Raw genomic sequence first — 22,426 nt, forward strand, 5'->3', positions numbered from 1 at the left:
GCCGGCATAAAAACATTAAGACTTCGTCGACTGCTCAAAGCGGCGCAGCAGCTGATTTCCGCGCTCTACCGCCGAATCCAGCGCCTGCTGTGGCGTTTTCTTACCAGTCCATACGCTTTCCAGCTCTTCATCCACAATGGTCCTAATCTGCGGCATGTTGCCCAGACGCAGACCTTTGGTGAACGGTAACGGCGGCTTGTTCAGCATCTGGCGCGTCGCGATATCCGCCCCTGGGTTTTTGTCATAGAAGCCCTGCTCGCGCGTCAGGTCGTAAGCGGCTTTGGTGATCGGCAGGTAGCCGGTCTTCTGGTGCCACTCGGCGGCGTTTTCAGGTTTCGCGAGGAAGTCGAGGAACTCCGCCACGCCTTTGTAGGTGCCGTTGTCTTTGCCCTGCATTACCCACAGGCTCGCCCCGCCGATGATGGCGTTCTGCGGCGCGCCTTTGGCATCGGCGTCATAAGGCATCATGCCCACGCCGTAGTTGAATTTGGCGTAATGACGGATATCCGCCAGCGAACCGGAAGAGGCGGTGGTGATCGCACAGTCGCCGTTGTAAAACTTCTCGGTAGATTCGTCTTTACGGCCGAAGTAGCTGAAATCGCCCTTCTTATTCAGCGCCTCCAGCAGCGCGATGTGTTTCACCTGCTCGGGTTTGTTGAACTCCAGCACGGCGTCGGTGCCGTCAAAGCCGTTGTTCTTCGTGGCGACCGGCAGACCGTGCCAGGCGCTGAAGTTTTCAATCTGAATCCAGCCCTGCCAGCCGCTCGCGTAGCCACACTTCATGCCTGCCGCTTTCAGTTTGGCGGTGTACTCCGCCAGGTCCTGCCAGGTTTTCGGCGGCTGATCCGGGTTTAAACCGGCTTTTTTGAAGGCGTCTTTGTTGTAATAGAGCACCGGCGTGGAGCTATTAAACGGTTGAGACAGCAGATGCCCGGTTTTGGAGTCGGTATAGTAACCGGAAACCGTCGGCACAAACTGGGATTCATCAAAGTTAATGCCCGCGTCTTTAAACACTTCATAGACCGGTTTGATCGCTTTCGAGGCCATCATGGTGGCGGTGCCGACTTCATACACCTGCAGCAGCGCCGGTGCATTCCCGGTGCGGAACGCGGCGATTCCCGCGCTCAGGCTCTGCTCGTAGTTACCTTTGTACACCGGCACAATTTTGTAATCCGGATGGGTGTCGTTGAAACGCTGCGCCAGAGAATCAACCTCTTTGCCCAACTCCCCTTCCATGGAATGCCAGAACGGAATGGTCGTGACAGCCATTGCGTTCGTCGCAAAAGCCAGACCGATTGCCAGACCCAAAGCTGTGTGTCGTAACGATGTCATTGTCATCTCTCTTTTTTGTGCCGGATGCGCGATATCACGCGTTTTATGCTCGCGAGGTAACATGACATGCTCGAATGACAGAAAAATAACTGTTTATTTACAGAATGATGACAGACCGGGGTCAGGGGGATGATGGAATGGTGACGATAGCATGGCAAAAAAAAGCCGGGAGGCATCGCCCTACCCGGCCTGTGAATCAGGTTTTACTGGCCCGGTAAGCGCAGCGCCACCGGGCAACAGACAACTTAACCGCCTAAATACGCACTTCGCACCGCTTCGTTTGCCAGCAACGCTTCGCCGGTATCGGACAGCACGACGTGACCGTTCTCCAGCACGTAGCCGCGATCCGCAAGTTTCAGCGCCTGGTTGGCATTTTGCTCCACGAGGAAGATGGTCATCCCCTCTTTACGCAGTTGCTCAATGGTGTCGAAAATCTGCTGAATGATGATCGGCGCGAGGCCGAGGGACGGCTCATCGAGCAGCAGCAGACGCGGCTGGCTCATCAGCGCACGACCAATCGCCAGCATCTGCTGTTCACCGCCTGACATGGTGCCCGCACGCTGAATACGGCGCTCATACAGGCGCGGGAAGAGTTCATACACGCGCTTAATGCGGGTCTGATACTGTTCGCGCTCGGCAAAGAAGCCGCCCATCGCCAGGTTCTCTTCCACCGTCATACGGGAAAACACGCGGCGGCCTTCCGGCACTATCGCCACGGCTTCGCGCATGATTTTCGCGGTCTGCCAGTCGGTAATGTCTTTACCGTCAAAGATGATACGCCCGCTGGAAGCACGCGGATCGCCGCACAGGGTGCCGAGCAGCGTGGTTTTCCCCGCGCCGTTGGCCCCGATGAGCGTCACGATCTCACCCTGATTGATATGCAGGCTGACATCATGCAGCGCCTGAATCTTGCCGTAGTGGGCATTCACCTTGTCAAAAGATAACATCGCTTTTTCCATATTATGACTCGCCCCCATCATGCTTCACCTAAGTAGGCGCGGATCACGTCCGGGTTATGTCGAATTTCTTCAGGCGTGCCGTTCGCCAGCGGCGTCCCCTGGTTGACGACGTAGATCCGATCCGAGATGCCCATCACCAGCTTCATATCGTGCTCAATCAGCAAAATGGTGGTGTCATGATGGTTACGCAGCTCGACGATCAGCTCGTCCAGCTCTTTGGTCTCTTTCGGGTTCAGACCGGCTGCAGGCTCATCGAGCATCAGGATTTCCGGCTGCGTGACCATACAGCGAACAATTTCCAGACGACGCTGGTCGCCATAGGCCAGATTGCTGGCCTGACGATTTGCGTGCTGCAACAGACCGATACGATCCAGCCAGGTTGCGGCGCGGTCCAGGGCTTCGCTCTGCGCGCGGCGGAAGGCTGGGGTTTTCAGCAGGCCGGAGAACACCCCGCTCTTCAGCTGCTGATGTTGCGCCACCAGCAGGTTTTCGATCACCGTCATTTCACGGAACAGGCGCACGTGCTGGAAAGTACGCACCACGCCCATACGGGCGATCTGTTGGCCCGGCAGCCCTTCGAGATGCTGATCGCGCAGCATGATGGTCCCGCCCGTCGGCTTGTAGAAACCGGTCAGGCAGTTGAACACCGTGGTTTTCCCCGCACCGTTCGGGCCGATCAGGGAGACAATCTCTTTCGGGAACAGGTCCAGCGAGACGTTATTGACCGCCAGCAGGCCGCCAAAACGCATCATCAGGCCGTTCACGGATAATAATGGCTGACTCATGCCTGCTCTCCTTTCGCTTGCCCGTTCTTCAGCTTCAACTGTGGACGGGTCATCGGCAGCAAGCCCTGCGGACGCCAGATCATCATCAGTACCATCAAACCACCCAGCATCAACATGCTGTATTCGTTAAAGTCGCGCATCAGCTCGCGGGAGACCACCAGCAGAATCGCCGCGAGGATCACCGCAAACTGGGAGCCCATCCCGCCGAGTACCACGATGGCCAGCACAAAGGCTGATTCGGCAAAGGTGAAGGATTCCGGGCTGACGAAGCCCTGACGCGCGGCAAACAGCGTTCCGGCAAAACCGGCGAACGCGGCGCTGATGGTGAACGCGGTCAGTTTGATGCGCGTCGGGTTCAGCCCCAGGGAGCGACAGGCGATTTCGTCTTCACGCAGCGCTTCCCACGCGCGGCCCAGCGGCATACGCAGCAGACGGTTGATCACGAACAGGGTGATCACCACCAGCAGCAGCGCCACCAGATAGAGCCAGATCACGCGGTCGGAGGGGTCGTACTTCACGCCGAAGAAGTTGCTGAAGGTATCCCAGCCGCCTTCGCGCGCCGTGCGGCTGAACTCCAGGCCGAAGAAGGTCGGTTTCGGGATCTGGCTGATGCCGTTCGGACCGCCGGTCACTTCGGTGTTGTTGAGCAGCAGGATACGGACGATCTCGCCAAAGCCTAAGGTCACAATCGCCAGATAGTCACCGCGCAGACGCAGCACCGGGAAGCCGAGCAGGAAACCTGCGGCGGCAGACACCAGGCCCGCCAGCGGCAGACAGGTCCAGAAGCCCAGCCCGTAATAGTGGTTCAGCAACGCAAAGGTGTAGGCACCGATGGCGTAAAATCCGCCATAGCCCAGCACCAGCAGGCCAGACAGACCGACCACCACGTTCAAGCCCAGACCCAGAATCACGTAGATCATGGTCAGCGTGGCGATATCCACCGTCCCACGCGACACCATGAACGGCCACGCAACAGCGGCCACCAGCAGCGCCACCAGGAACAGTTTCTGCTTAACGGTCGAGCCATCAATGGCTGGCAGCACGAATTTCGGGCCAGAGACGTTTTTCATCGTCTTCTGGAACACCGGGCGCAGCAGCTGGAACAGGAACACCACCGCCGTACCGACAAACACCCACTGCCAGCGGATATCCGCGGCGGTATCGACCACCAGTCGTGTGCCATCCAGTTCTAACTGCACACCCATAAAGACGCCCGCGAGGACGAAGAACATGGCGGCAGAGAGCAGCGCCATCGCAAAATGCATCGGTTTCATACTTTCTCTACCTCCGGACGACCCAGAATCCCGGTAGGCATCACCAGCAGCACCAGAATCAGCAGTGCAAAGGAGACGACGTCTTTATATTCGGTACTCAGATACGCCGAGGAGAGCGCTTCGGCAACGCCCAGAATCAGGCCGCCGATCATCGCACCAGGAATACTGCCGATCCCGCCGAGCACCGCAGCGGTAAAGGCTTTCATCCCGGCCATAAAGCCGATGTAGGGGTTGATTACGCCGTAGAACTGACCGAGCAGCACACCCGCCACCGCCGCCATCGCGGCACCAATCACAAAGGTCAGGGCGATCACGCGGTCGGTGTTAATGCCCAGCAGGCTGGCCATTTTCAGGTCTTCTGCACAGGCGCGGCAGGCGCGGCCCATGCGGGAATAACGGATGAAAATGGTCAACGCCAGCATCGCGAGGAAGGTCACAACCCAGATCACCAGCTGCATGGTCGTGATAGAGGCCGAGAAGTTTTCGCTGGCCCCGATAATCCACTGGCCGTTAAACAGGCTTGGCAGCGCCACATCGCGCGAGCCTTCCGTCAGGCTGACGTAGTTTTGCAAGAAGATGGACATCCCGATGGCGGAGATGAGCGCAATCAGACGTTTGGAGCTGCGCACAGGCCGATAGGCCACGCGCTCGATGCTCCAGCCGTAGGCGCTGGCAATCACAATCGCACCGACAAAACCGGCACCTACCAGCAGCCAGCTGCTGTCGATACCCATCATCATCAGTGCGGCAATGATCATAAAGGAGACATAGCTGCCGATCATATAGACCTCGCCGTGGGCGAAGTTGATCATGCCGATAATGCCGTAAACCATCGTGTAACCGATGGCGATCAGCGCATAGGTGCTTCCCAGCGTGACGCCGTTAAACATCTGCTGCAAGAAATAGAGAAACTGCTCGGACATAAGAAAACCTTTTTATAACCGCCCGTTTTGCGCGGGCGGCGGGATGATTATTTGGCTACCGAAGAAGAACCATCGGCGTGCCATTGGAAGACACCAAATTCAAATCCCTTTAGATCGCCTTTCTCATCCCAGTTCAGCGGCCCAATCACGGTGTTTGCTCCGTGTGCTTTTAAATCTTTCACTAAGTCCAGCGGCTCTTTGCTGCCGGTGCGTTCCATGGCAGTCGCCAGAGACTGCACCGCCGCATAAGTGATCCAGACGTACGGACCGCTCGGATCTTTCTTCTGCGCTTTGAGCGCCTCTACGATAGCCTTGTTCGCCGGTTCCTGGTCATAGCGTTTTGGCATTGTCACCAGCATGCCTTCGCCCGCATCGCCTGCGATATTGGACAGGGACGCGTTACCCACGCCTTCCGGGCCCATAAACTGCGTTTTCAGACCGGTCGCGCGCGCCTGGCGCAGCATCTGGCCCATCTCCGGGTAGTAACCGCCGTAGTACACGAAGTCGATGTTCTCTTTTTGCAGGCGTGCCAGCAGGGCAGAGAAATCTTTCTCACCTGCGGTGATGCCGTCGAAGAAGACCACGTTCGCGCCGCCTTTTTTCAGGCCGTCCTGTACGGAACGCGCGAGGCCTTCGCCGTATTGCTGTTTATCGTGAATGATCGCGATGCGCTGCGGCTTCACTTTCTCGAGGATGTACTTCGCGGCAGTCGGACCCTGAGAAGAGTCCAGACCGGCGGTACGCATGATGTGCTGATAGCCACGCTGCGTCAGCTCCGGGTTGGTAGCGCCTGGCGTGATCATCAGAATGCCTTCGTCTTCATAGATATCTGAAGCGGGCTGCGTGGAAGAGGAGCACAGGTGGCCGATAACGTACTGAATACCGTCGTTAACGATTTTGTTCGCCACGGCGACGGCTTGTTTCGGATCGCAGGCGTCGTCATATTCCACGCCAACCAGCTTATCCCCTTTGATCCCGCCTTTGGCGTTGATGTCTTTGATCGCCTGACGCGCGCCGTTGAACTCCATATCACCCCACTGGGCAACCGGACCGGACATCGCACCGACGACGGCAACTTTAATCTCTTCCGCCATGGCTGCCTGCGAAATCGCTAATGCAACCATTCCCGCGATCAATGCTTTCGCGTTCCTTTTCATCTGTGAATCCCCATTCGTGACGTGATGTATATATTTTGTTTTATTATGGTTAAAAAGCATTCTGTACTTTTAATGAACAACGCTATTTTTACCAGTGCCTTTAATGGTTTAGCGCAGTTTTTTGATAAAAACCAGACTAAAATCTCTATTTTTCAGGCGATTAAGCAAAGATAATATTCTGAAATCAGACAGAGATAAACAAATAAAAGTGCAGTTTGCAGCATAAAATAACGGCACAAAGCGCCGAATAAAACACTGCCTTTTAGAGTAAAATTCTGCTTAATTTTCGATCCCTGCTCTTTCTCGCTACACATCGCGTTGCTAAAAAAGTAATCAGCTGGAGAATGGTTCAAAAAAGGGGAAGCCGCTGAAGAGATAAATTGAGTACACTGCCTTTACTCTTTTTGATTTGGACAAGCAGCTAATGAAACTGACCATCCTTCGTCTGGTGTCCTTTAGCGACCAGGATCATATCGACCTGGGCAAGATCTGGCCGGAATATTCTCCTTCCTCCCTGACCGTGGATGAAACCCATCGAATTTATGCCGCCCGCTTTAACGAGCGTCTGCTGGGCGCAGTGCGCGTGACCCTGAGCGGAACCGATGGCGCGCTGGACTCCCTGCGCGTGCGGGAAATCACCCGCCGTCGCGGCGTAGGGCAGTATTTGATTGACGAGGTGATTCGCGATAACCCGGACGTGTCAGCCTGGTGGATGTCCGATATCGGTGTGGAAGACCGCAGCGTGATGTCTGCATTTATGCAGGCAACTGGGTTCGCTGAGCGGGAAAATGGGTGGGAGCGGCGATAAAAAAAAGCCGGGTGGCGACTGCGCCTTACCCGGCCTGGAACTCAGGTTTTGTAGGCCCGGAGAGCATAGCGCCACCGGGCATTTTTTTACTTAGCGTCGGTCGCTGAACCGTCTGCATGCCAGGTAAAGACACCGAACTCAAAACCTTTCAGATCGCCCTTCTCGTCCCAGGACAGCGGCCCCATGACGGTATCGACGGAGTTCGCTTTCAGCCAGGTCGCAATCTCAGCCGGATCGGCTGACTGGTTCAGGCCCGCCTGCAGGGATTGCAGCGCAGCGTAGGTGGTCCACACGAACGCGCCGCTTGGATCTTGTTTCTTGGCCTTGATGGCATCCACAATCGGTTTGTTCGCCGGAACCTGATCGTAGTTCTTCGGCTTGGTGACCAGCATCCCTTCAGCCGAGTCGCCCGCGATGTTAGACAGGGAAACGTTCGCCACGCCCTCTGGTCCCATGAACTGTGTTTTCAGACCGGCCGCGCGCGCCTGGCGCAGGATCTGGCCCATTTCCGGGTGATAACCGCCGTAGTACACGAAGTCGATGTTCTCTTTCTTCAGACGCGCCACCAGCGTGGAGAAGTCTTTTTCACCGGCGGTGATACCGTCGAAGAACACCACTTTCGCATTGGCTTTCTTCAGGCTGTCCTGTACGGAGCGCGCCAGGCCTTCGCCGTACTGCTGTTTATCGTGAACAATCGCGATGCGCTGCGGCTTCACTTTCTCAAGAATGTATTTCGCGGCCGTTGGGCCCTGGTCGGAGTCCAGACCGGTGGTACGCAGAATCAGTTTATAACCACGCGCGGTCAGCTCTGGTGCGGTCGCCGCCGGGGTGATCATCAGAATGCCTTCGTCTTCGTAGATATCAGACGCAGGCTGGGTGGATGAGGAGCACAGGTGACCGATAACGTATTTGATCCCGTCGTTCACCACTTTGTTCGCCACTGCTACCGCTTGTTTCGGATCGCAGGCATCGTCATATTTTACGATCTGCAGTTTTTCGCCTTTGATCCCGCCCTTGGCATTAATGTCTGCAACTGCTTGTTCTGCGCCGGTAAATTCCTGGTCGCCGTATTGCGCTACCGGACCGGACATCGCACCGACAACAGCCACTTTAATATCCGCCTGAGCCATAGTGCTGAATGCCAACGCGATACATCCTGCCAGTAACGCTTTACCCTTCATATTCATCCTGAGATTCCCCATTATTATGGTTATTACGATTGTTGTGATGTTGTTGTGTAGCGCTTTATTTCAATTATAGGTCTGCCGTCCGCGCTTTTTCAGCACACTCTGCTAAAACATACCCCATTTTTATGATTTTGGAATAGCTAATTTGAAATGTAACTATGCCAGCCCGGTGCAGTTTTGCGACCGGGCTCGGGCTTTATCGAGTCAGCGAGGCAGAGATGATATCCAGCGCTTTGCGGAACTGCGCGTCGGGAATGGTGAGTGGATAGAGAAAGCGAATGACGTTGCCGTATACGCCGCAACTGAGCAGCAACAGCCCTTCCGCCAGCGCGCGCTCCTGAACCTGGCGGGTAAATTCCGGTGAGGGCTGCCCGGTCTCGGGATCGTTGAACTCCACAGCCACCATCGAGCCTTGCGCGCGGATGTCAGCGATATATGGGCAACCAGATTTGGCCTTGCTCAGCACTTCCACCAGATGATGGCCCAGGTGAGAGGCGCGAGCGCACAGATCCTCTTCGTCGATCACGTCCAGCACCGCCAGTGCCGCCGCAATCGCCAGCGGGTTCCCGGCGTAGGTACCGCCCAGCCCGCCCGGTGCGGGGGCGTCCATCACCTCGGCACGGCCCGACACAGCCGAGAGCGGCATCCCGCCCGCCAGGCTTTTCGCCATGGTGATCAGATCCGGTTTAACGCAATGATGCTCCATCGAGAACAGTTTCCCGGTACGGGCAAAGCCGGTCTGCACTTCGTCAGCGATCAGCAAAATTCCGTGGGTGTCGCACAGGGCGCGCAGCCCTTGCATAAAATCGGGCGGCGCGACGTTGAATCCGCCTTCACCCTGAACCGGTTCGAGGATAATCGCTGCCACCTGATCCGGGGCGATATCGGCTTTAAAGATACGCTCAAGGCTTTTCAGGGCGTCCTGAGAACTCACGCCGTGCAGCGTGTTGGGATATTGCGCGTGATAGACCGAGCCAGGGAACGGGCCGAAGCCGAGTTTGTAGGGCGCCACTTTGCCGGTGAGGGCCATGGTCATAAAGGTACGCCCGTGGAAGGCGCCGCCGAACGTGATAAGACCGGGTCGTTTGGTGTAGGCGCGGGCGATTTTGACCGCATTTTCGACGGCTTCTGCGCCCGTCGAGAAGAAGGCGGTTTTGGCTGGCCCTTCAATTGGCACGCGGGCATTGATGCGCTCCGCGAGGGCGATATAGCCTTCGTACGGCACAATCTGGTACGCCGTGTGGGTAAACGACTGAAGCTGCTTTTCGATGGCGGCGATCACTTTGGGATGGCGATGGCCCGTGTTCAGCACCGCAATCCCGGCGGCGAAGTCGATCACTTCGTTGCCTTCGATATCCCACAACGTGGCGTTTTCCGCTTTATCGGCGTAGAAACCGCACATCACCCCGATACCGCGCGGCGTTGCCTGCAAACGCCGTTCATTTAACTCGTGATTGTTCACCCTGTCCCCCTAAGATTCGCATGCGTAGCGCATCTGTAAGTGTTTGCCAGGGGGGAGGAATTCGCCAGAGCGGTCGTTAAAAAAACAAAACCCCCAGATTTTCATCCAGGGGTTATCGGGGAACTTCGCGGGAATTACGCTTCGATAGCGGCGCGAAGTTTTTTCATGGCGTTCTTTTCAAGCTGACGCACACGCTCTGCTGAGACGCCGTAGCGGTCGGCCAGCTCCTGCAGGGTGGACTTGTTGTCTTCGTCCAGCCAGCGGGCGCGGATAATCGCCTGGCTACGCTCGTCGAGACCTTCCATCGCGTGGGTGAGTTTGTTCGCGGCCTGATCTTCCCAGTTATCCTCTTCGATGCCGTCGGCAAAGTTAGAGGTTTTATCCTGCAGATACAGAACCGGTGCCATCGGCTGGCTATCCTGCGCATCGTCGTCAGAAGACATATCGAATGTCATGTCCTGAGCGGCCATACGGGATTCCATCTCACGCACATCTTTGCTGGAAACGCCCAGCTCACGCGCTACCATTTCGACTTCATCCTGATTGAACCAGCCCAGACGCTGCTTGGCTTTACGCAGGTTGAAGAACAGTTTGCGCTGTGCTTTGGTCGTAGCGACTTTCACAATACGCCAGTTACGCAGCACGTATTCGTGAATTTCCGCTTTGATCCAGTGAACGGCGAAGGAGACCAGTCGCACACCCACTTCCGGGTTGAAGCGACGTACAGCCTTCATCAGACCGATGTTACCTTCCTGAATCAAGTCCGCCTGCGGCAGACCGTAACCCGAGTAATTACGAGCAACGTGAACAACAAAGCGCAGGTGAGACAGGATCAGCGTCTTAGCTGCTTCCAGATCGCCCTGGTAATGCAGCTTTTCAGCAAGCTCCTTTTCTTCCTCAGCCGTCAACATCGGCCAGGTGTTCGCAGCCCGGATATAAGATTCCAGGTTACCAACAGGGGCTAAAGCTAAAGTTTGCATTTCTTTGGTCATTCATTCCTCTCAATTTAGTGTCTTCTGGCGTTTGTTTGTCCCCATCAGGCAACAAGCATGCCAAAGCATTTGAGCAGTGAGACTAACATTCACATTTTTATCAGACCGTGATTTTATCCACAAGTTCCATGTAATGCTGTGAATAAATTACGCACAAATTGTGACATGGACAACTGATTGCGGGGGAGAGCCAACAGGGACTCTTTCCCTGCAGAGTGAAGTACTCATTGCAGGGAAAGATTATACCAGAGATTTTTTACTGCGGGGTAAAGTGACGTAAATGTTGTACGGTGGCAAGCCAGGCGGCCACCCAGCCAATCATCGAGCACACCAGCAGTAATAACAGGCACTCATCGAAGGATAAGCCACTGATATCAAACTTAGTTCCGAAAACCTGCGCCACTTCGGTGACGGCAGAAGAGAGCCGCATCACCAAAATTTCTGACAGAATCAGTGAAAGAAATGCGCCGGAAAAACCGAGCAATGCGCCGCCATACAGGAACGGGCGCAGGATGAATCCATCCGTCGCACCTATCAGTTTCTGCACGTTAATCGTATCGCGACGGGCGAAGATGCTCAGACGCACGCTGTTACCGATGACGAGGAAGACCGCCGCCACCATCAGCACGCCAATCATTGCCGCCACGCGCCCTACCAGCCCCGTCAGGGAGGCCAAACGCGCAAACCAGCTGTCGTCCATACGCACTTCATCAATGCCGTTGATACGGGTGATGCGATCGCGCAGGGTGTTCAGCGAATCCGTGCCCTGGAAGTCCAGTTTCGGGATCACCACCGCCACGGCGGGCAGCGGGTTCTCTTCGAGCATATCCAGCGCGCCGCCAAACCCGGACCAGTTGCGGAACTCGCCCAGCGCTTCGTCGCGCGACAGGTAGTTCACCTTTTCAACGCCCTGCTCCGCCTGGAGCTGCCCCACCACCTGCGCGGCGGCGCTGTCATCCAGCGCCTTATCCAGATACACCGTGATTTGCGGAGACGGATAGTATTGCGAGGCCGCCTCATTGACGTTTTTGTAGACCATATAGCAGACGCTCGGCAGCGTCAGGGAGATGGCGATCACCATCACCGTCAGGAACGTCGCCAGCGGTTTGCTTTTCAGATCCTGCACCGCGCCGTGGAAGGCGTAGCGCACCTGTTCGTTAAAGACGTTGGTCTTGCGAGAGTTTGGCTTCGGTGCCGCTTTCGCACGCTTTGGCGTGTTACGGTTACCCTCTCCGCCGCCCTGCGGCTTGCGGAAGCGGTCGAATCGATTACCAAACTGCCGAATCTGGTTTATTGCGTCGCGCTTATTCAACGTGGCCTCCGTGCAAATGACCTTCGCTCAGGGTCAGCATGCGGTACGAACGACGGGAAATCAGCCCGATGTCGTGCGTCGCCATCAGGACTGTTACCCCAACGCGGTTAAACTCCTCAAACAGCCGCAGGATCCCTTCCGAGAGCGCATCGTCCAGGTTACCGGTCGGTTCATCCGCCAGCAGGACGGCGGGTTTGTTCACCACCGCGCGAGCAATACCCACGCGCTGCTGTTCACCGCCAGAAAGCTGAATCGGGAAGTTCTTCGCTTTGTCCAGCAGCCCGACTTTATCCAGCGCCGCCGAAACGCGACGGCGGATATCGTCATAGCTGGCACCCGCAATGATCAGCGGGATCGCCACGTTATCAAAAACGGTGCGGTCCATCAGCAGGTGGTGATCCTGGAAAATCATGCCGATCTGGCGACGCAGAAACGGCACCTCACGGTTTTTCAGGCGGCTGATATCATGCCCGCTAAAAAAGATGTTCCCGGCGCTTGGCCGCTCGATCCCACAGATAAGCTTGAGCAGGGTACTTTTCCCCGCGCCGGAGTGGCCGGTCAGGAATGCCATCTCGCCCGGTTGCAGGTGGAATGTCACCCCCTGCAACGCTTGTCTCCCACCGAGATAGGCCTTGCTGACGTGTTCAAAGCGAATCATTGTTAATCCTCTCGGGCAAATAGTGCCTCAATAAAGTCGTCCGATTTAAACGGACGCAAATCCTCGATACGTTCGCCGACACCGATGTAACGGATTGGGATGCCGAACTGATCCGCCACGGAGAAGATCACTCCCCCCTTGGCTGTGCCGTCCAGTTTGGTCAGCGTAATCCCGGTCAGCCCGACCGCTTCATCAAACAGCTTCGCCTGGCTGATGGCGTTCTGGCCGGTGCTGGCATCAATGGTCAGCATAATTTCATGCGGTGCGTCTTCGTCCAGCTTCTTCATCACGCGGACGATTTTCTTCAGCTCTTCCATCAGGTGCGATTTATTCTGCAAACGCCCTGCGGTATCCGCAATCAGCACATCGATATTTCGCGCTTTCGCCGCCTGGATGGCATCGAAAATCACGGACGCAGAATCTGCGCCAGTGTGCTGCGCAACCACCGGAATGTTGTTGCGCTGACCCCAGACCTGCAGCTGCTCGACGGCCGCTGCACGGAAGGTATCGCCCGCCGCCAGCATCACCGATTTGCCCTGCTGCTCAAACTGACGCGCCAGCTTACCGATGGTGGTAGTTTTCCCGACGCCGTTAACGCCCACCATCAGAATAACAAAGGGCGTTTTGCCTTCAATATTAAGCGGTTCGTCAACTTTTGCGAGAATTTCGCCCATCTCGTCTTTCAGCAGGCCGTACAGCGCCTCGGCATCACGCAGCTGTTTACGGCTCGCGCTTTCCGTCAGTTTCGCGATAATTTTACGCGTGGTTTCCACGCCGACATCGGCAATCAGCAGCTGCTCTTCCAGTTCTTCAAACAGATCATCGTCGATTTTTTTGCCACGGAACAGACTGATAAATCCGGAACCGAGGTTTTCTTTGGTTCTGACCAGGCTTCGTTTCAGACGCGCGAAGAAACCTTCTTTGGTCGGTTTTTCCTGCTCCTGCACGATCTCTTCCGCCGGGGCCTCATCTTCCGTCTCTTCGACCGGCACCACGATCACCGCTTCTTCTGCGGCTTCGGCGGCCAGCGCCTGGGCTTCCAGCTCTTCATCGGTGATTTCAGGCGCGTTTTCCGCCTCTTCTTCAACGGCTTCAACGATCTCTACGGTTTCCGCTTCCGCCTGCCACTCTTCTGGCGCGATCGCTTCGGCTTTGACCTCTTCCGGCAGCGGCAGCTCTTCGTGCTCAATCACAGCCTGAGGCGCTTCTTCGACAACCGGCTCAACGACAACCTCGTCCGCCTGAGGAACAATCACCGGCTCCGGTTTCTCGATCTCCTGAATCTGTTCGGTCACCTCAACCACGTCTTCAGCGAAGGAGTCGATCTCTTCTTTGCTGTGCGCGGGCTCTTCCGCTTCTACAACCGCGGCGGTTTCAACAGGCGTTTCGGGCTGTGACTGCTCTTCAACCGCTTGCTGTTCTTCGATTTTCTGTTCTGTTTCTTGCTCTTTTTCGCCGAAGCCCAGCCAGGAAAAGAAGCCACGTTTTTTTTGTTTTGCCATCTGCGACGACACTCCTCGCGGTGCTATATACATGGAAGCTATAAAAATGATGAAATAGTCTAACACTTTACCTAATTAACATCACCGCCTGGAATCGCAGGCCAATTGTTAGCAGAGCTTTCCTGAAATGAAGAAAACGAACCGCCCGGCCGGACAAATTCGCATTATTGGCGGCCAGTGGCGAGGCCGCAAACTGCCTGTACCCGACAGCCCTGGGCTGCGCCCGACAACCGATCGCGTCCGCGAGACGCTATTTAACTGGCTGGCCCCATCGATGGTTGACGCCCGCTGCCTGGACTGTTTTGCCGGAAGCGGTGCGCTCGGCCTTGAAGCGTTGTCGCGTTATGCCGCAAGCGCAACCCTGCTGGAGATGGAGCGCGGCGTTGCGCAGCAGTTGCAGCAAAATCTGGCGACCCTCAAAGCGACCAACGGCAACGTGGTGAATATCAATACTCTGTCGTTCCTCGCGCAAAAGGGCACGCCGCACGACGTGGTATTTATCGACCCGCCGTTCCGCAAGGGGCTGCTGGAAGAGACGCTAACGCTGCTGGAAAACAACGGCTGGCTGGCGGATGACGCGCTTATTTATGTCGAAAGTGAAGTGGAAAATGGCCTTCCGCCAGTTCCCGTTCACTGGGATCTGCACCGCGAACAGGTCGCAGGGCAGGTCGCCTATCGTTTGTATCACCGTGAAGTAGAAGGAGAGCCTGATGCCAGTTCTGATTAATCTTGGCCGTTTGCTGATGTTGGGCGTCTGGGCGTTTCTGCTCCTGAACCTCGTCCACCCGTTCCCACGTCCGATGAACATTTTCGTTAACGTGGCGCTGATTTTCACCGCCTTTATGCACGCCCTGCAGATGGTGATGCTGAAAAACGGTCTGCCGAAAGACGGGCCGCCGATGACTGGCTGGCAGCAACTGCGCGTCTTTATTTTCGGCGTGTTCGAGCTGCTGGTGTGGATGAAAAAGTTTAAAGCACAGGCGAAGAAATAAGTCGTATGCAGCCCGGTGTACAGCTTTTGTAGACCGGGCCACCCGGCGAGTTACGGCTCGACCGCAAACCCTTCAAACCGCGATCCCTTATAGCTCAACAGCCCGCGATCCCCCACCGTCAGCTGATGGTACTGCTTCTCGTCGAGACGAAACGTCATCTCCAGCCCACCGCTCTGCGGTTTAAAGCTCGCCTCATAGCGCATTAGCGCGCCTGCTGGCGTCACCTGTTGCTGCCGGGAACGGCGCTCATTAAGCGCTTTCTCGCGCTTATTGCTCACCACCACCCGTTTTTGTAAGAGCGGCGCGGCGTCATTATCGGCTTTTTCGCGGCGCTGCTGCACAAAGCGAAACGAAGCGGCGATGACGATGATGGCCACCACCACCACGAAGAAAAGCGGCATTTTGCTCATTGTTGAATCCCATCAGATTATGCGGAAATCAGGATACCGCGGCTTATCCGGCATTGCTATGAGACGACAATAACTCAGTCCGGTTGGCGCTGATTATTCTGGCCGATTTTGTAATCTGAGCATCATGTACACGATCCCACAGGAAATGGCGTGACGCTCAATACTCATCAGGTCAGTTATTACATGACTCAACGTAAAAAAGGTGTAACCCAGCATATCTCGGCCATGAAGGCCGGTATCTCTGTTCGCTCAGGTCGCAGGATCGAAAAAGATCAGTGGTCTAAAACCGGTAATCGTCACTGGCGCACACGTAAAGATCCGCTTGAGGCCGTCTGGGACAACGAGCTTGTTCCCCTGTTGAAGGAAAGGCCCGCCCTGATGCCCACGACCCTGCTTGAAATGCTGCAGGATAAATATCCCGGTCAGTACCCCAACAGCCTCCGCAGGACAATGCAGCGGCGGGTCCGCGAGTGGAAGCTGCAGTATGGTGCTGAGCAGGAAGTGATGTTCCGGCAACTTCATCAGCCCGGCCTGCGCGGCCTGTCGGACTTTACCGAGCTCAAAGGTATAGTTGTCACCATCAATGGCAAGTTATTGACGCATAAGCTGTACCACTTCCGCCTTGAGTGGAGCCACTGGAGCTGGATGCGGGTCGTGCTGGGTGGTGAGAGCTTCTCTGCCCTTGCTGAAGGCCTGCAGGAAGCCCTCGGGCAACTGGGAGGTGTACCAACAGAGCATAAAACGGACAGTCTGCGGGCAGCATGGAAACATCAGGGTGAAGACGGGCGCCGCGAGCTGACTGAGCGCTATGCTGCCCTCTGCCAGCACTATGGTATGCAGGGCGTGCACAATAATGCCGGTCGTGGCCACGAAAATGGTTCGGTTGAAAGCGCCCACGGACATCTGAAAAGACGCATCCACCAGGCGCTGATGCTGCGGGGCAGTAATGACTTCAGCACCGTGGAAGAATACCAGGCCTTCATCACCCAGCAGGTTATGCGTCACAACCGTAACAATCAGGATCTGGTAAAGGAGGAGCGCCTCCACCTGAAGCCACTGCCGCTGCGTCGTAGCGCCGACTACGACGAGTTGACGGTAAGGGTCAGTAGTAGCAGTACCATTAACGTCAAACTTGTCGTCTACAGCGTGCCTTCCCGGCTTGTTGGCCAGCTGTTACGGGTTCGGGTGTGGGATGATCGTCTGAGTTGTTACATCGGTAGTAACGAGGTTATGAGCTGCCCTCGCGTCAGACCAGAAAAGGGGAAAAGACGAGCCAGACGGATCGACTTCCGGCATGTGATCGACAGCCTGGCGAAAAAGCCCGGAGCCTTCTGCCATGCTACGCTGAGAAATGACATCCTGCCGGACGATGAATGGCGAAGACTGTGGCGTCGTCTGTGTAATCATCTGAAGCCTGAGATAGCAGGTCGTCTGATGGTGCACGCCCTGAAACTGGCTGCGGGCTATGACGATATCTCTATCGTGGCGCGGGGGATGGAGCAGATGCTGAATACTCCGGGTGAGCTGGATCTGCACCGCCTGATGCGGTTCCTGGGGATAAAGGAAAAGGAACTACCGGCGGTCAGTGTGGTTCAGCACAACCTGAGCAGTTATGAGCAGTTGCTGCGCGGAAAAGGAGGTCTGCAGTGAGCAATATCCACCTCCTTGAGCGTAGTCTGCGCAAACTGCGTCTGACCCGCGTCAGTGCGGAATGGCATGCGCTGGAGAAACGTGCGCTGGCGGAGGGCTGGACCCCGTCACGCTATCTGCTGACGCTGTGCAATGAAGAACTCCTGTGGCGCGAGAGCGAAAAGCTACGCCGCTATAAAAAGGAAGCCCGGTTGCCGGTGGCGAAAACGCTGGGTGAGTATGACTTCAGCCAGGTGCCGGAACTGAATAACGCTCAGTTCCGGCAGCTCTGCGAAACGACAGACTGGGTTGATGCCGGAGAAAACGTCCTGCTGTTCGGTGCCAGTGGTCTGGGAAAAAGCCATCTGGCAGCGGCGATCGTGGATGGCGTTATAGGGCTGGGCTACCGGGCCCGGTTCTACAGTGCCGGAGAGCTGCTGCAGGAGCTGCGTAAAGCGCGGACACAACTGAAACTGAACGAGCTTCTGCTGAAACTGGATCGCTACCGGGTGATAGTGATAGACGACCTCGGGTATGTCAAACGCGACAACGCGGAAACGGGTGTGCTGTTCGAGCTGATCGCACATCGTTATGAGCGTGGCAGTCTGGTCATCACCAGCAATCATCCGTTCAGCACGTGGGGCAGCATCTTCGTGGATGAAACGATGGCGGTGGCAGCAGCCGACCGGCTGATCCATCACGGATATATGTTCGAACTGAAGGGAGAAAGTTACAGGAAAAAGACAGCGAAGGCAGTAACCAACGTGGCGTAAAACCCCGCTCAATGGATGCGGCCAGAGTAGTTGGCGCAAGTCGGCAAAACTAGTTGACGTCTGATAGGCATTGCCAAACGCCTGCTCGCGTCACTACACTGAATCAGAATGTATGATTCAAAAATAACAGATACAGGGAGTTAATATGCTTTGGTCATTTATCGCTGTCTGTTTTTCCGCATGGCTTTATGTCGATGCGTCGTATCGCGGTCCAACGTGGCAGCGCTGGCTGTTTAAACCGGTGACACTGCTGCTCCTGCTGCTGCTCGCCTGGCAGGCGCCGATGTTCAACGCCGTTAGCTATCTGGTGCTCGCAGGTCTGTGCGCCTCGCTGATTGGTGACGCGCTTACCCTGCTGCCGCGCCAGCGTTTGCTGTATGCCATCGGGGCATTTTTCCTTTCCCATCTGCTCTATACCATCTACTTCGCCAGCCAGATGACCCTCTCCTTCTTCTGGCCGCTGCCGCTGATATTACTGGTCATGGGCGCGCTGCTGGTGGCGGTGATTTGGACACGGCTGGAGGAGATGCGCTGGCCGGTCTGTACCTTTATCGCCATGACGCTGGTGATGGTCTGGCTCGCCGGTGAACTGTGGTTCTTCCGCCCTACGTCACCTGCAATGTCGGCGTTCTTCGGTGCCGCCCTGCTGCTGATTGGGAATATTGTCTGGCTGGGAAGTCACTACCGCCGTCGCTTCCGCGCGGATAACGCTATCGCCGCCGCCTGCTACTTCGCCGGGCATTTCCTGATAGTCCGCTCGCTGTATATTTAATAGTGCTTGACTCTGGAGTCGACTCCAGAGTGTATGCTGCGGTTAATGAGAAAATTATCATTACCGGAGAGTGCCATGTCGACTCCAGAAACACCGAAAAAAGTGCCGCAATTCTCGGCGCTGAAACTCAGCCCCGCGCCTGCGAAAGACGACTGCTGCTGCGACAGCGGATGCGAAACCCAGACGGCACCCGTGCTGCCTGAAAACGGTGAGCGCTACACCTGGATCGTCAACGGGATGGACTGCGCCGCCTGCGCGCGCAAAGTCGAAAACGCCGTCAAACAGGTGGCTGGCGTTAACCACGTTCAGGTGCTGTTCGCGACCGAAAAGCTGCTCATCAGCGCTGAAAAAGATGTCAGTGCGCAAGTCGAAGCGGCCGTCACCCGCGCGGGCTATTCCCTGCGCAGCGAGCAGACGCCTGCCGAAAAAATCTCTCCCCTGCGGGAAAATCTGCCGCTCATCACGCTGATTATCATGATGGCGCTGAGCTGGACGCTGGAACACTTTAATCATCCGTTCGGCAATCTGGCGTTTATCGCAACGACCCTGGTCGGCCTGTTCCCGATTGCCCGTCAGGCCCTGCGCCTGATGAAAAGCGGCAGCTGGTTCGCCATTGAAACACTGATGAGCGTCGCGGCGATTGGCGCGCTGTTTATTGGTGCGACGGCAGAAGCGGCGATGGTCCTGCTGCTGTTCCTGATTGGCGAACGCCTTGAAGGCTGGGCGGCGAGCCGCGCACGCAAAGGGGTCAGCGCGTTAATGGCGTTGAAACCGGAAACGGCAACGGTCGTGGTCGACGGAGAACGAAAAACTGTCGCCATCACTACACTTCGCCCCGGCGATGTAATGGAAGTGGCTGCCGGAGGCCGTCTGCCCGCGGACGGTACGCTCATCACCGCAAACGCCAGTTTCGATGAAAGCGCCCTGACCGGGGAATCAATTCCTGTCGAACGTGAGACGGGCGAGAAAGTCCCTGCCGGGGCCACCAGCGTGGACCGTCTGGTGCAGCTCACGGTGCTGTCCGAACCGGGCGACAGCGCCATTGACCGGATTCTGAAGCTCATCGAAGAAGCCGAAGAGCGCCGCGCGCCCGTCGAGCGCTTTATCGATCGCTTCAGCCGCATTTACACGCCAGTGATTATGCTGATTGCCCTGCTGGTGGCGGTGGTTCCGCCGCTGCTGTTCAGCGCCCCGTGGGAGGCCTGGATTTATAAAGGGCTGACGCTGCTGCTGATCGGCTGTCCGTGTGCGCTGGTGATCTCAACACCTGCGGCCATTACCTCAGGTCTGGCGGCAGCCGCGCGACGCGGAGCGCTGATTAAAGGCGGTGCCGCGCTGGAGCAGCTCAGCCAGGTTCAGCAGATCGGCTTCGATAAAACCGGGACTCTGACAGTTGGCAAACCGCAGGCTACCGGAATTTATCCTGCCGACGACGCATTGCTGTCACTGGCCGCCGCCGTTGAGCAGGGATCTACCCATCCCCTGGCGCAGGCGATTGTGCGTGAGGCCCAGTCGCGCGGGCTGATGATCCCCGCAGCCAGTGCGCAGCGCGCGCTAATGGGGTCAGGGATCGAAGCGGTAGTCGAAGGGCGCCAGGTGCTGATCTGTGCCGCCGATAAATTCCCCGCTGACGCCTTCAGCCCGCAGATCCGCGACCTGGAACAGGCCGGACAGACGGTGGTGATCGTCGTTGTCGACGGCGTGGCGAAAGGGGTGCTGGCCCTGCGCGATACCCTGCGTGACGATGCCAAAGAGGCCGTGGCGGCACTGCATAAGCTCGGTATTCAGGGTGTGATTTTGACTGGCGATAACCCACGTGCAGCGGCTGCAATTGCCAGTGAGCTTGATCTGGAATACCGGGCAGGATTGTTGCCAGCAGATAAAGTGCAGGCTGTTACCGGGCTGAACGCTCAGGCACCGCTGGCAATGGTCGGCGACGGGATTAACGACGCCCCGGCGATGAAAGCCGCAACGATCGGGATTGCGATGGGCAGTGGCACCGACGTGGCGCTGGAAACCGCCGATGCGGCGCTTACCCATAACCGTCTGACCGGGCTTGCGCAGATGATATCCCTGGCGCGCGCCACCCGTACCAATATTCGTCAGAACATTACGATTGCGCTGGGGCTGAAGGGGATCTTCCTGGTGACAACGCTGCTGGGAATAACAGGTCTGTGGCTGGCAGTGTTGGCGGATACGGGGGCAACGGTGCTGGTGACAGCCAACGCCCTGCGGTTGTTGCGTCGGAAGTCATAACCGCCGGGCAAACGCGATAATCACGCGAGAATGTTGTAGGCCGGGTAAGGCGTCGTCGCCACCCGGCAAACGCGATTATCCTTTGCGCAGCAGATACCGGTACGGCAGCGATTGGGTCTCTTGCGCCACCAGTTCGTGTTCCATAAAGGTACAAAAGCCCGGAATATCGCGGGTGGTGGCAGGATCGTCAGCAATGATCAGCAGCGTCTCGCCGGTCTGCATGTTGCGCACGGTTTTGCGCACCATCATTACCGGCTCCGGGCAACGGAGGCCTTGTGCATCAAGCGTGTGGTCAGGGCTGGAAAACAGGTTGGTCATCATCTTCTCGTTCACATCAAAAACGGCTGTAGTTTACGCCGCGTTTTCGGCAAAGCAAACCAGGTTAACGATTGCGCGAAAATTAGCCATTGCAATACCCTCCAAAAGCAGTATTATGCGGCGGCTTTAAACCCTACCCCGGTAGGTTTTTATTGGGTTCCCTCACCCCAAATCATAAAAAGGTCACAATATGACGCAGTTCTCTCAATCGCAGCGCGTAAAAGCGTTGTTCTGGCTATCGCTATTTCATCTGCTGGTGATCACCTCCAGTAACTATCTGGTGCAGCTGCCCATCTCCATTTTTGGTTTCCATACCACCTGGGGCGCGTTCAGTTTCCCGTTTATCTTCCTTGCGACAGATTTGACCGTGCGCATCTTCGGCGCGCCGCTGGCCCGACGCATTATTTTCGCGGTGATGCTGCCCGCGCTGTTCATCTCCTACGTCATCTCTTCCCTGTTCTATATGGGAAGCTGGCAGGGCTTTGAAGCCCTGACGCACTTCAATCTGTTTGTCGCCCGTATCGCCGCCGCGAGCTTTATGGCCTATGCGCTGGGGCAGATCCTCGACGTCCACGTCTTTAACCGCCTGCGACAGAACCACCGCTGGTGGATGGCACCGACGGCGTCCACGCTGTTCGGTAACGTCAGCGATACCCTCGCCTTCTTCTTTATCGCCTTCTGGCGCAGCCCGGATGCCTTTATGGCCGCCCACTGGATGGAAATCGCGCTGGTGGACTACTGCTTCAAAGTGCTGATCAGCATTGCGTTCTTCCTGCCGATGTACGGCGTGCTGCTGAATATGCTCCTGAAAAGGCTGGCGGATAAATCCGAAATGTCTGCATTACAGGCTGGTTAAAGGTTCGCTTTATCAGTTGTGATAAGATGGACAAATGAGCCGTTATGGCCGTTTATCGAAAGGAAGAAG

Annotated in this window: 22 protein-coding genes; 8 read left to right on the forward strand and 14 right to left on the reverse strand. The window is 56.5% G+C overall.

Translation table 11 applies throughout. The annotated features are described in order from the left end of the window. Positions 1-15: 15 nt before the first annotated feature. The 6 genes from ugpB to livK form a co-directional block, all read right to left on the reverse strand. Positions 16-1,332 carry a sn-glycerol-3-phosphate ABC transporter substrate-binding protein UgpB gene (ugpB, locus tag OVA10_RS01635; RefSeq protein ID WP_100778562.1) on the reverse strand — a complete coding sequence of 439 codons (1,317 nt, stop codon included), beginning with the start codon at positions 1,330-1,332 and terminating at the stop codon, positions 16-18. A gap of 245 nt (positions 1,333-1,577) precedes the next feature. Next, complete coding sequence (gene livF, locus OVA10_RS01640; protein ID WP_100780798.1) at positions 1,578-2,291, reverse strand: high-affinity branched-chain amino acid ABC transporter ATP-binding protein LivF; 714 nt, start codon at positions 2,289-2,291, stop codon at positions 1,578-1,580. Positions 2,292-2,308: 17 nt separating this feature from the next. Then, the gene (gene livG, locus OVA10_RS01645; RefSeq protein WP_100778561.1) at positions 2,309-3,076 is read right to left on the reverse strand and encodes a high-affinity branched-chain amino acid ABC transporter ATP-binding protein LivG; all 768 of its coding nucleotides are present in this window, start codon (positions 3,074-3,076) and stop codon (positions 2,309-2,311) included. After that, positions 3,073-4,350: a branched chain amino acid ABC transporter permease LivM gene (gene livM / locus OVA10_RS01650; RefSeq protein ID WP_100778560.1), complete on the reverse strand. Its 1,278-nt coding sequence runs from the start codon at positions 4,348-4,350 to the stop codon at positions 3,073-3,075. Before livM ends, livG begins: the two co-directional genes overlap by 4 nt. After that, entirely contained in the window at positions 4,347-5,273 is a 927-nt protein-coding gene (livH, locus tag OVA10_RS01655) for a high-affinity branched-chain amino acid ABC transporter permease LivH (RefSeq protein ID WP_100778559.1), read from the reverse strand. The genes livM and livH overlap by 4 nt, the downstream gene beginning before the upstream one ends. A gap of 47 nt (positions 5,274-5,320) precedes the next feature. Beyond that, entirely contained in the window at positions 5,321-6,430 is a 1,110-nt protein-coding gene (gene livK / locus OVA10_RS01660) for a high-affinity branched-chain amino acid ABC transporter substrate-binding protein LivK (RefSeq protein WP_102105315.1), read from the reverse strand. A 424-nt stretch (positions 6,431-6,854) separates the two neighbouring features. On the opposite strand from livK, the gene panM reads away from it, so the two are divergent. Beyond that, complete coding sequence (gene panM, locus OVA10_RS01665; RefSeq protein WP_123429803.1) at positions 6,855-7,238, forward strand: aspartate 1-decarboxylase autocleavage activator PanM; 384 nt, start codon at positions 6,855-6,857, stop codon at positions 7,236-7,238. Between the two features lie 86 nt (positions 7,239-7,324). On the opposite strand, the gene livJ is transcribed toward panM, so the two are convergent. The 6 genes from livJ to ftsY all read right to left on the reverse strand — a co-directional run bounded on the left by livJ (position 7,325) and on the right by ftsY (position 14,351). Then, positions 7,325-8,425, reverse strand: a complete 1,101-nt coding sequence (livJ, locus tag OVA10_RS01670; protein ID WP_142503677.1) for a branched chain amino acid ABC transporter substrate-binding protein LivJ — start codon at positions 8,423-8,425, stop codon at positions 7,325-7,327. A 196-nt stretch (positions 8,426-8,621) separates the two neighbouring features. Beyond that, positions 8,622-9,887 (reverse strand): 4-aminobutyrate--2-oxoglutarate transaminase, encoded by a 1,266-nt coding sequence (locus OVA10_RS01675; protein WP_123429804.1) that lies wholly within the window; start codon positions 9,885-9,887, stop codon positions 8,622-8,624. A 134-nt stretch (positions 9,888-10,021) separates the two neighbouring features. After that, positions 10,022-10,879 (reverse strand): RNA polymerase sigma factor RpoH, encoded by an 858-nt coding sequence (gene rpoH / locus OVA10_RS01680; protein ID WP_059180334.1) that lies wholly within the window; start codon positions 10,877-10,879, stop codon positions 10,022-10,024. 256 nt (positions 10,880-11,135) lie between these two features. After that, entirely contained in the window at positions 11,136-12,191 is a 1,056-nt protein-coding gene (gene ftsX / locus OVA10_RS01685) for a permease-like cell division protein FtsX (protein ID WP_100778553.1), read from the reverse strand. Further along, on the reverse strand, positions 12,184-12,849 hold the full coding sequence (ftsE, locus tag OVA10_RS01690) for a cell division ATP-binding protein FtsE (protein WP_100778552.1): 666 nt from the start codon (positions 12,847-12,849) through the stop codon (positions 12,184-12,186). The genes ftsX and ftsE overlap by 8 nt, the downstream gene beginning before the upstream one ends. Before the next feature lie 2 nt (positions 12,850-12,851). Beyond that, positions 12,852-14,351 (reverse strand): signal recognition particle-docking protein FtsY, encoded by a 1,500-nt coding sequence (gene ftsY / locus OVA10_RS01695; protein ID WP_268195029.1) that lies wholly within the window; start codon positions 14,349-14,351, stop codon positions 12,852-12,854. A 127-nt stretch (positions 14,352-14,478) separates the two neighbouring features. Between ftsY and rsmD the strand changes: the two genes are divergently transcribed. Both rsmD and OVA10_RS01705 read left to right on the forward strand, forming a co-directional pair. Then, positions 14,479-15,078, forward strand: a complete 600-nt coding sequence (gene rsmD / locus OVA10_RS01700; RefSeq protein WP_248859277.1) for a 16S rRNA (guanine(966)-N(2))-methyltransferase — start codon at positions 14,479-14,481, stop codon at positions 15,076-15,078. Then, positions 15,062-15,343 (forward strand): DUF1145 family protein, encoded by a 282-nt coding sequence (locus OVA10_RS01705; protein ID WP_100778549.1) that lies wholly within the window; start codon positions 15,062-15,064, stop codon positions 15,341-15,343. The genes rsmD and OVA10_RS01705 overlap by 17 nt, the downstream gene beginning before the upstream one ends. A gap of 50 nt (positions 15,344-15,393) precedes the next feature. Here OVA10_RS01705 and OVA10_RS01710 read toward each other — a convergent pair whose 3' ends face one another. Further along, on the reverse strand, positions 15,394-15,753 hold the full coding sequence (locus OVA10_RS01710; protein ID WP_102105308.1) for a DUF2500 domain-containing protein: 360 nt from the start codon (positions 15,751-15,753) through the stop codon (positions 15,394-15,396). 150 nt (positions 15,754-15,903) lie between these two features. Between OVA10_RS01710 and istA the strand changes: the two genes are divergently transcribed. The 4 genes from istA (at position 15,904) to zntA (ending at position 21,183) form a co-directional block, all read left to right on the forward strand. Then, a complete protein-coding gene (gene istA / locus OVA10_RS01715; protein WP_268195033.1) occupies positions 15,904-17,403 on the forward strand; it encodes an IS21 family transposase in 1,500 nt (499 codons plus the stop codon). Beyond that, complete coding sequence (gene istB, locus OVA10_RS01720) at positions 17,400-18,155, forward strand: IS21-like element ISEc10 family helper ATPase IstB (RefSeq protein ID WP_174340113.1); 756 nt, start codon at positions 17,400-17,402, stop codon at positions 18,153-18,155. Before istA ends, istB begins: the two co-directional genes overlap by 4 nt. A gap of 145 nt (positions 18,156-18,300) precedes the next feature. After that, a complete protein-coding gene (locus tag OVA10_RS01725) occupies positions 18,301-18,927 on the forward strand; it encodes a lysoplasmalogenase (protein ID WP_100778547.1) in 627 nt (208 codons plus the stop codon). Positions 18,928-19,002: 75 nt separating this feature from the next. Further along, positions 19,003-21,183, forward strand: a complete 2,181-nt coding sequence (gene zntA, locus OVA10_RS01730; protein ID WP_268195036.1) for a Zn(II)/Cd(II)/Pb(II) translocating P-type ATPase ZntA — start codon at positions 19,003-19,005, stop codon at positions 21,181-21,183. A 75-nt stretch (positions 21,184-21,258) separates the two neighbouring features. Here zntA and tusA read toward each other — a convergent pair whose 3' ends face one another. Next, positions 21,259-21,501: a sulfurtransferase TusA gene (tusA, locus tag OVA10_RS01735; RefSeq protein WP_100778545.1), complete on the reverse strand. Its 243-nt coding sequence runs from the start codon at positions 21,499-21,501 to the stop codon at positions 21,259-21,261. Positions 21,502-21,691: 190 nt separating this feature from the next. On the opposite strand from tusA, the gene OVA10_RS01740 reads away from it, so the two are divergent. Next, positions 21,692-22,357: a 7-cyano-7-deazaguanine/7-aminomethyl-7-deazaguanine transporter gene (locus OVA10_RS01740; RefSeq protein ID WP_102105306.1), complete on the forward strand. Its 666-nt coding sequence runs from the start codon at positions 21,692-21,694 to the stop codon at positions 22,355-22,357. Positions 22,358-22,426: the final 69 nt, after the last annotated feature.

It is taken from the genome of Lelliottia sp. SL45 (genome assembly GCF_026672535.1).
Taxonomy (GTDB): domain Bacteria; phylum Pseudomonadota; class Gammaproteobacteria; order Enterobacterales; family Enterobacteriaceae; genus Enterobacter; species Enterobacter nimipressuralis.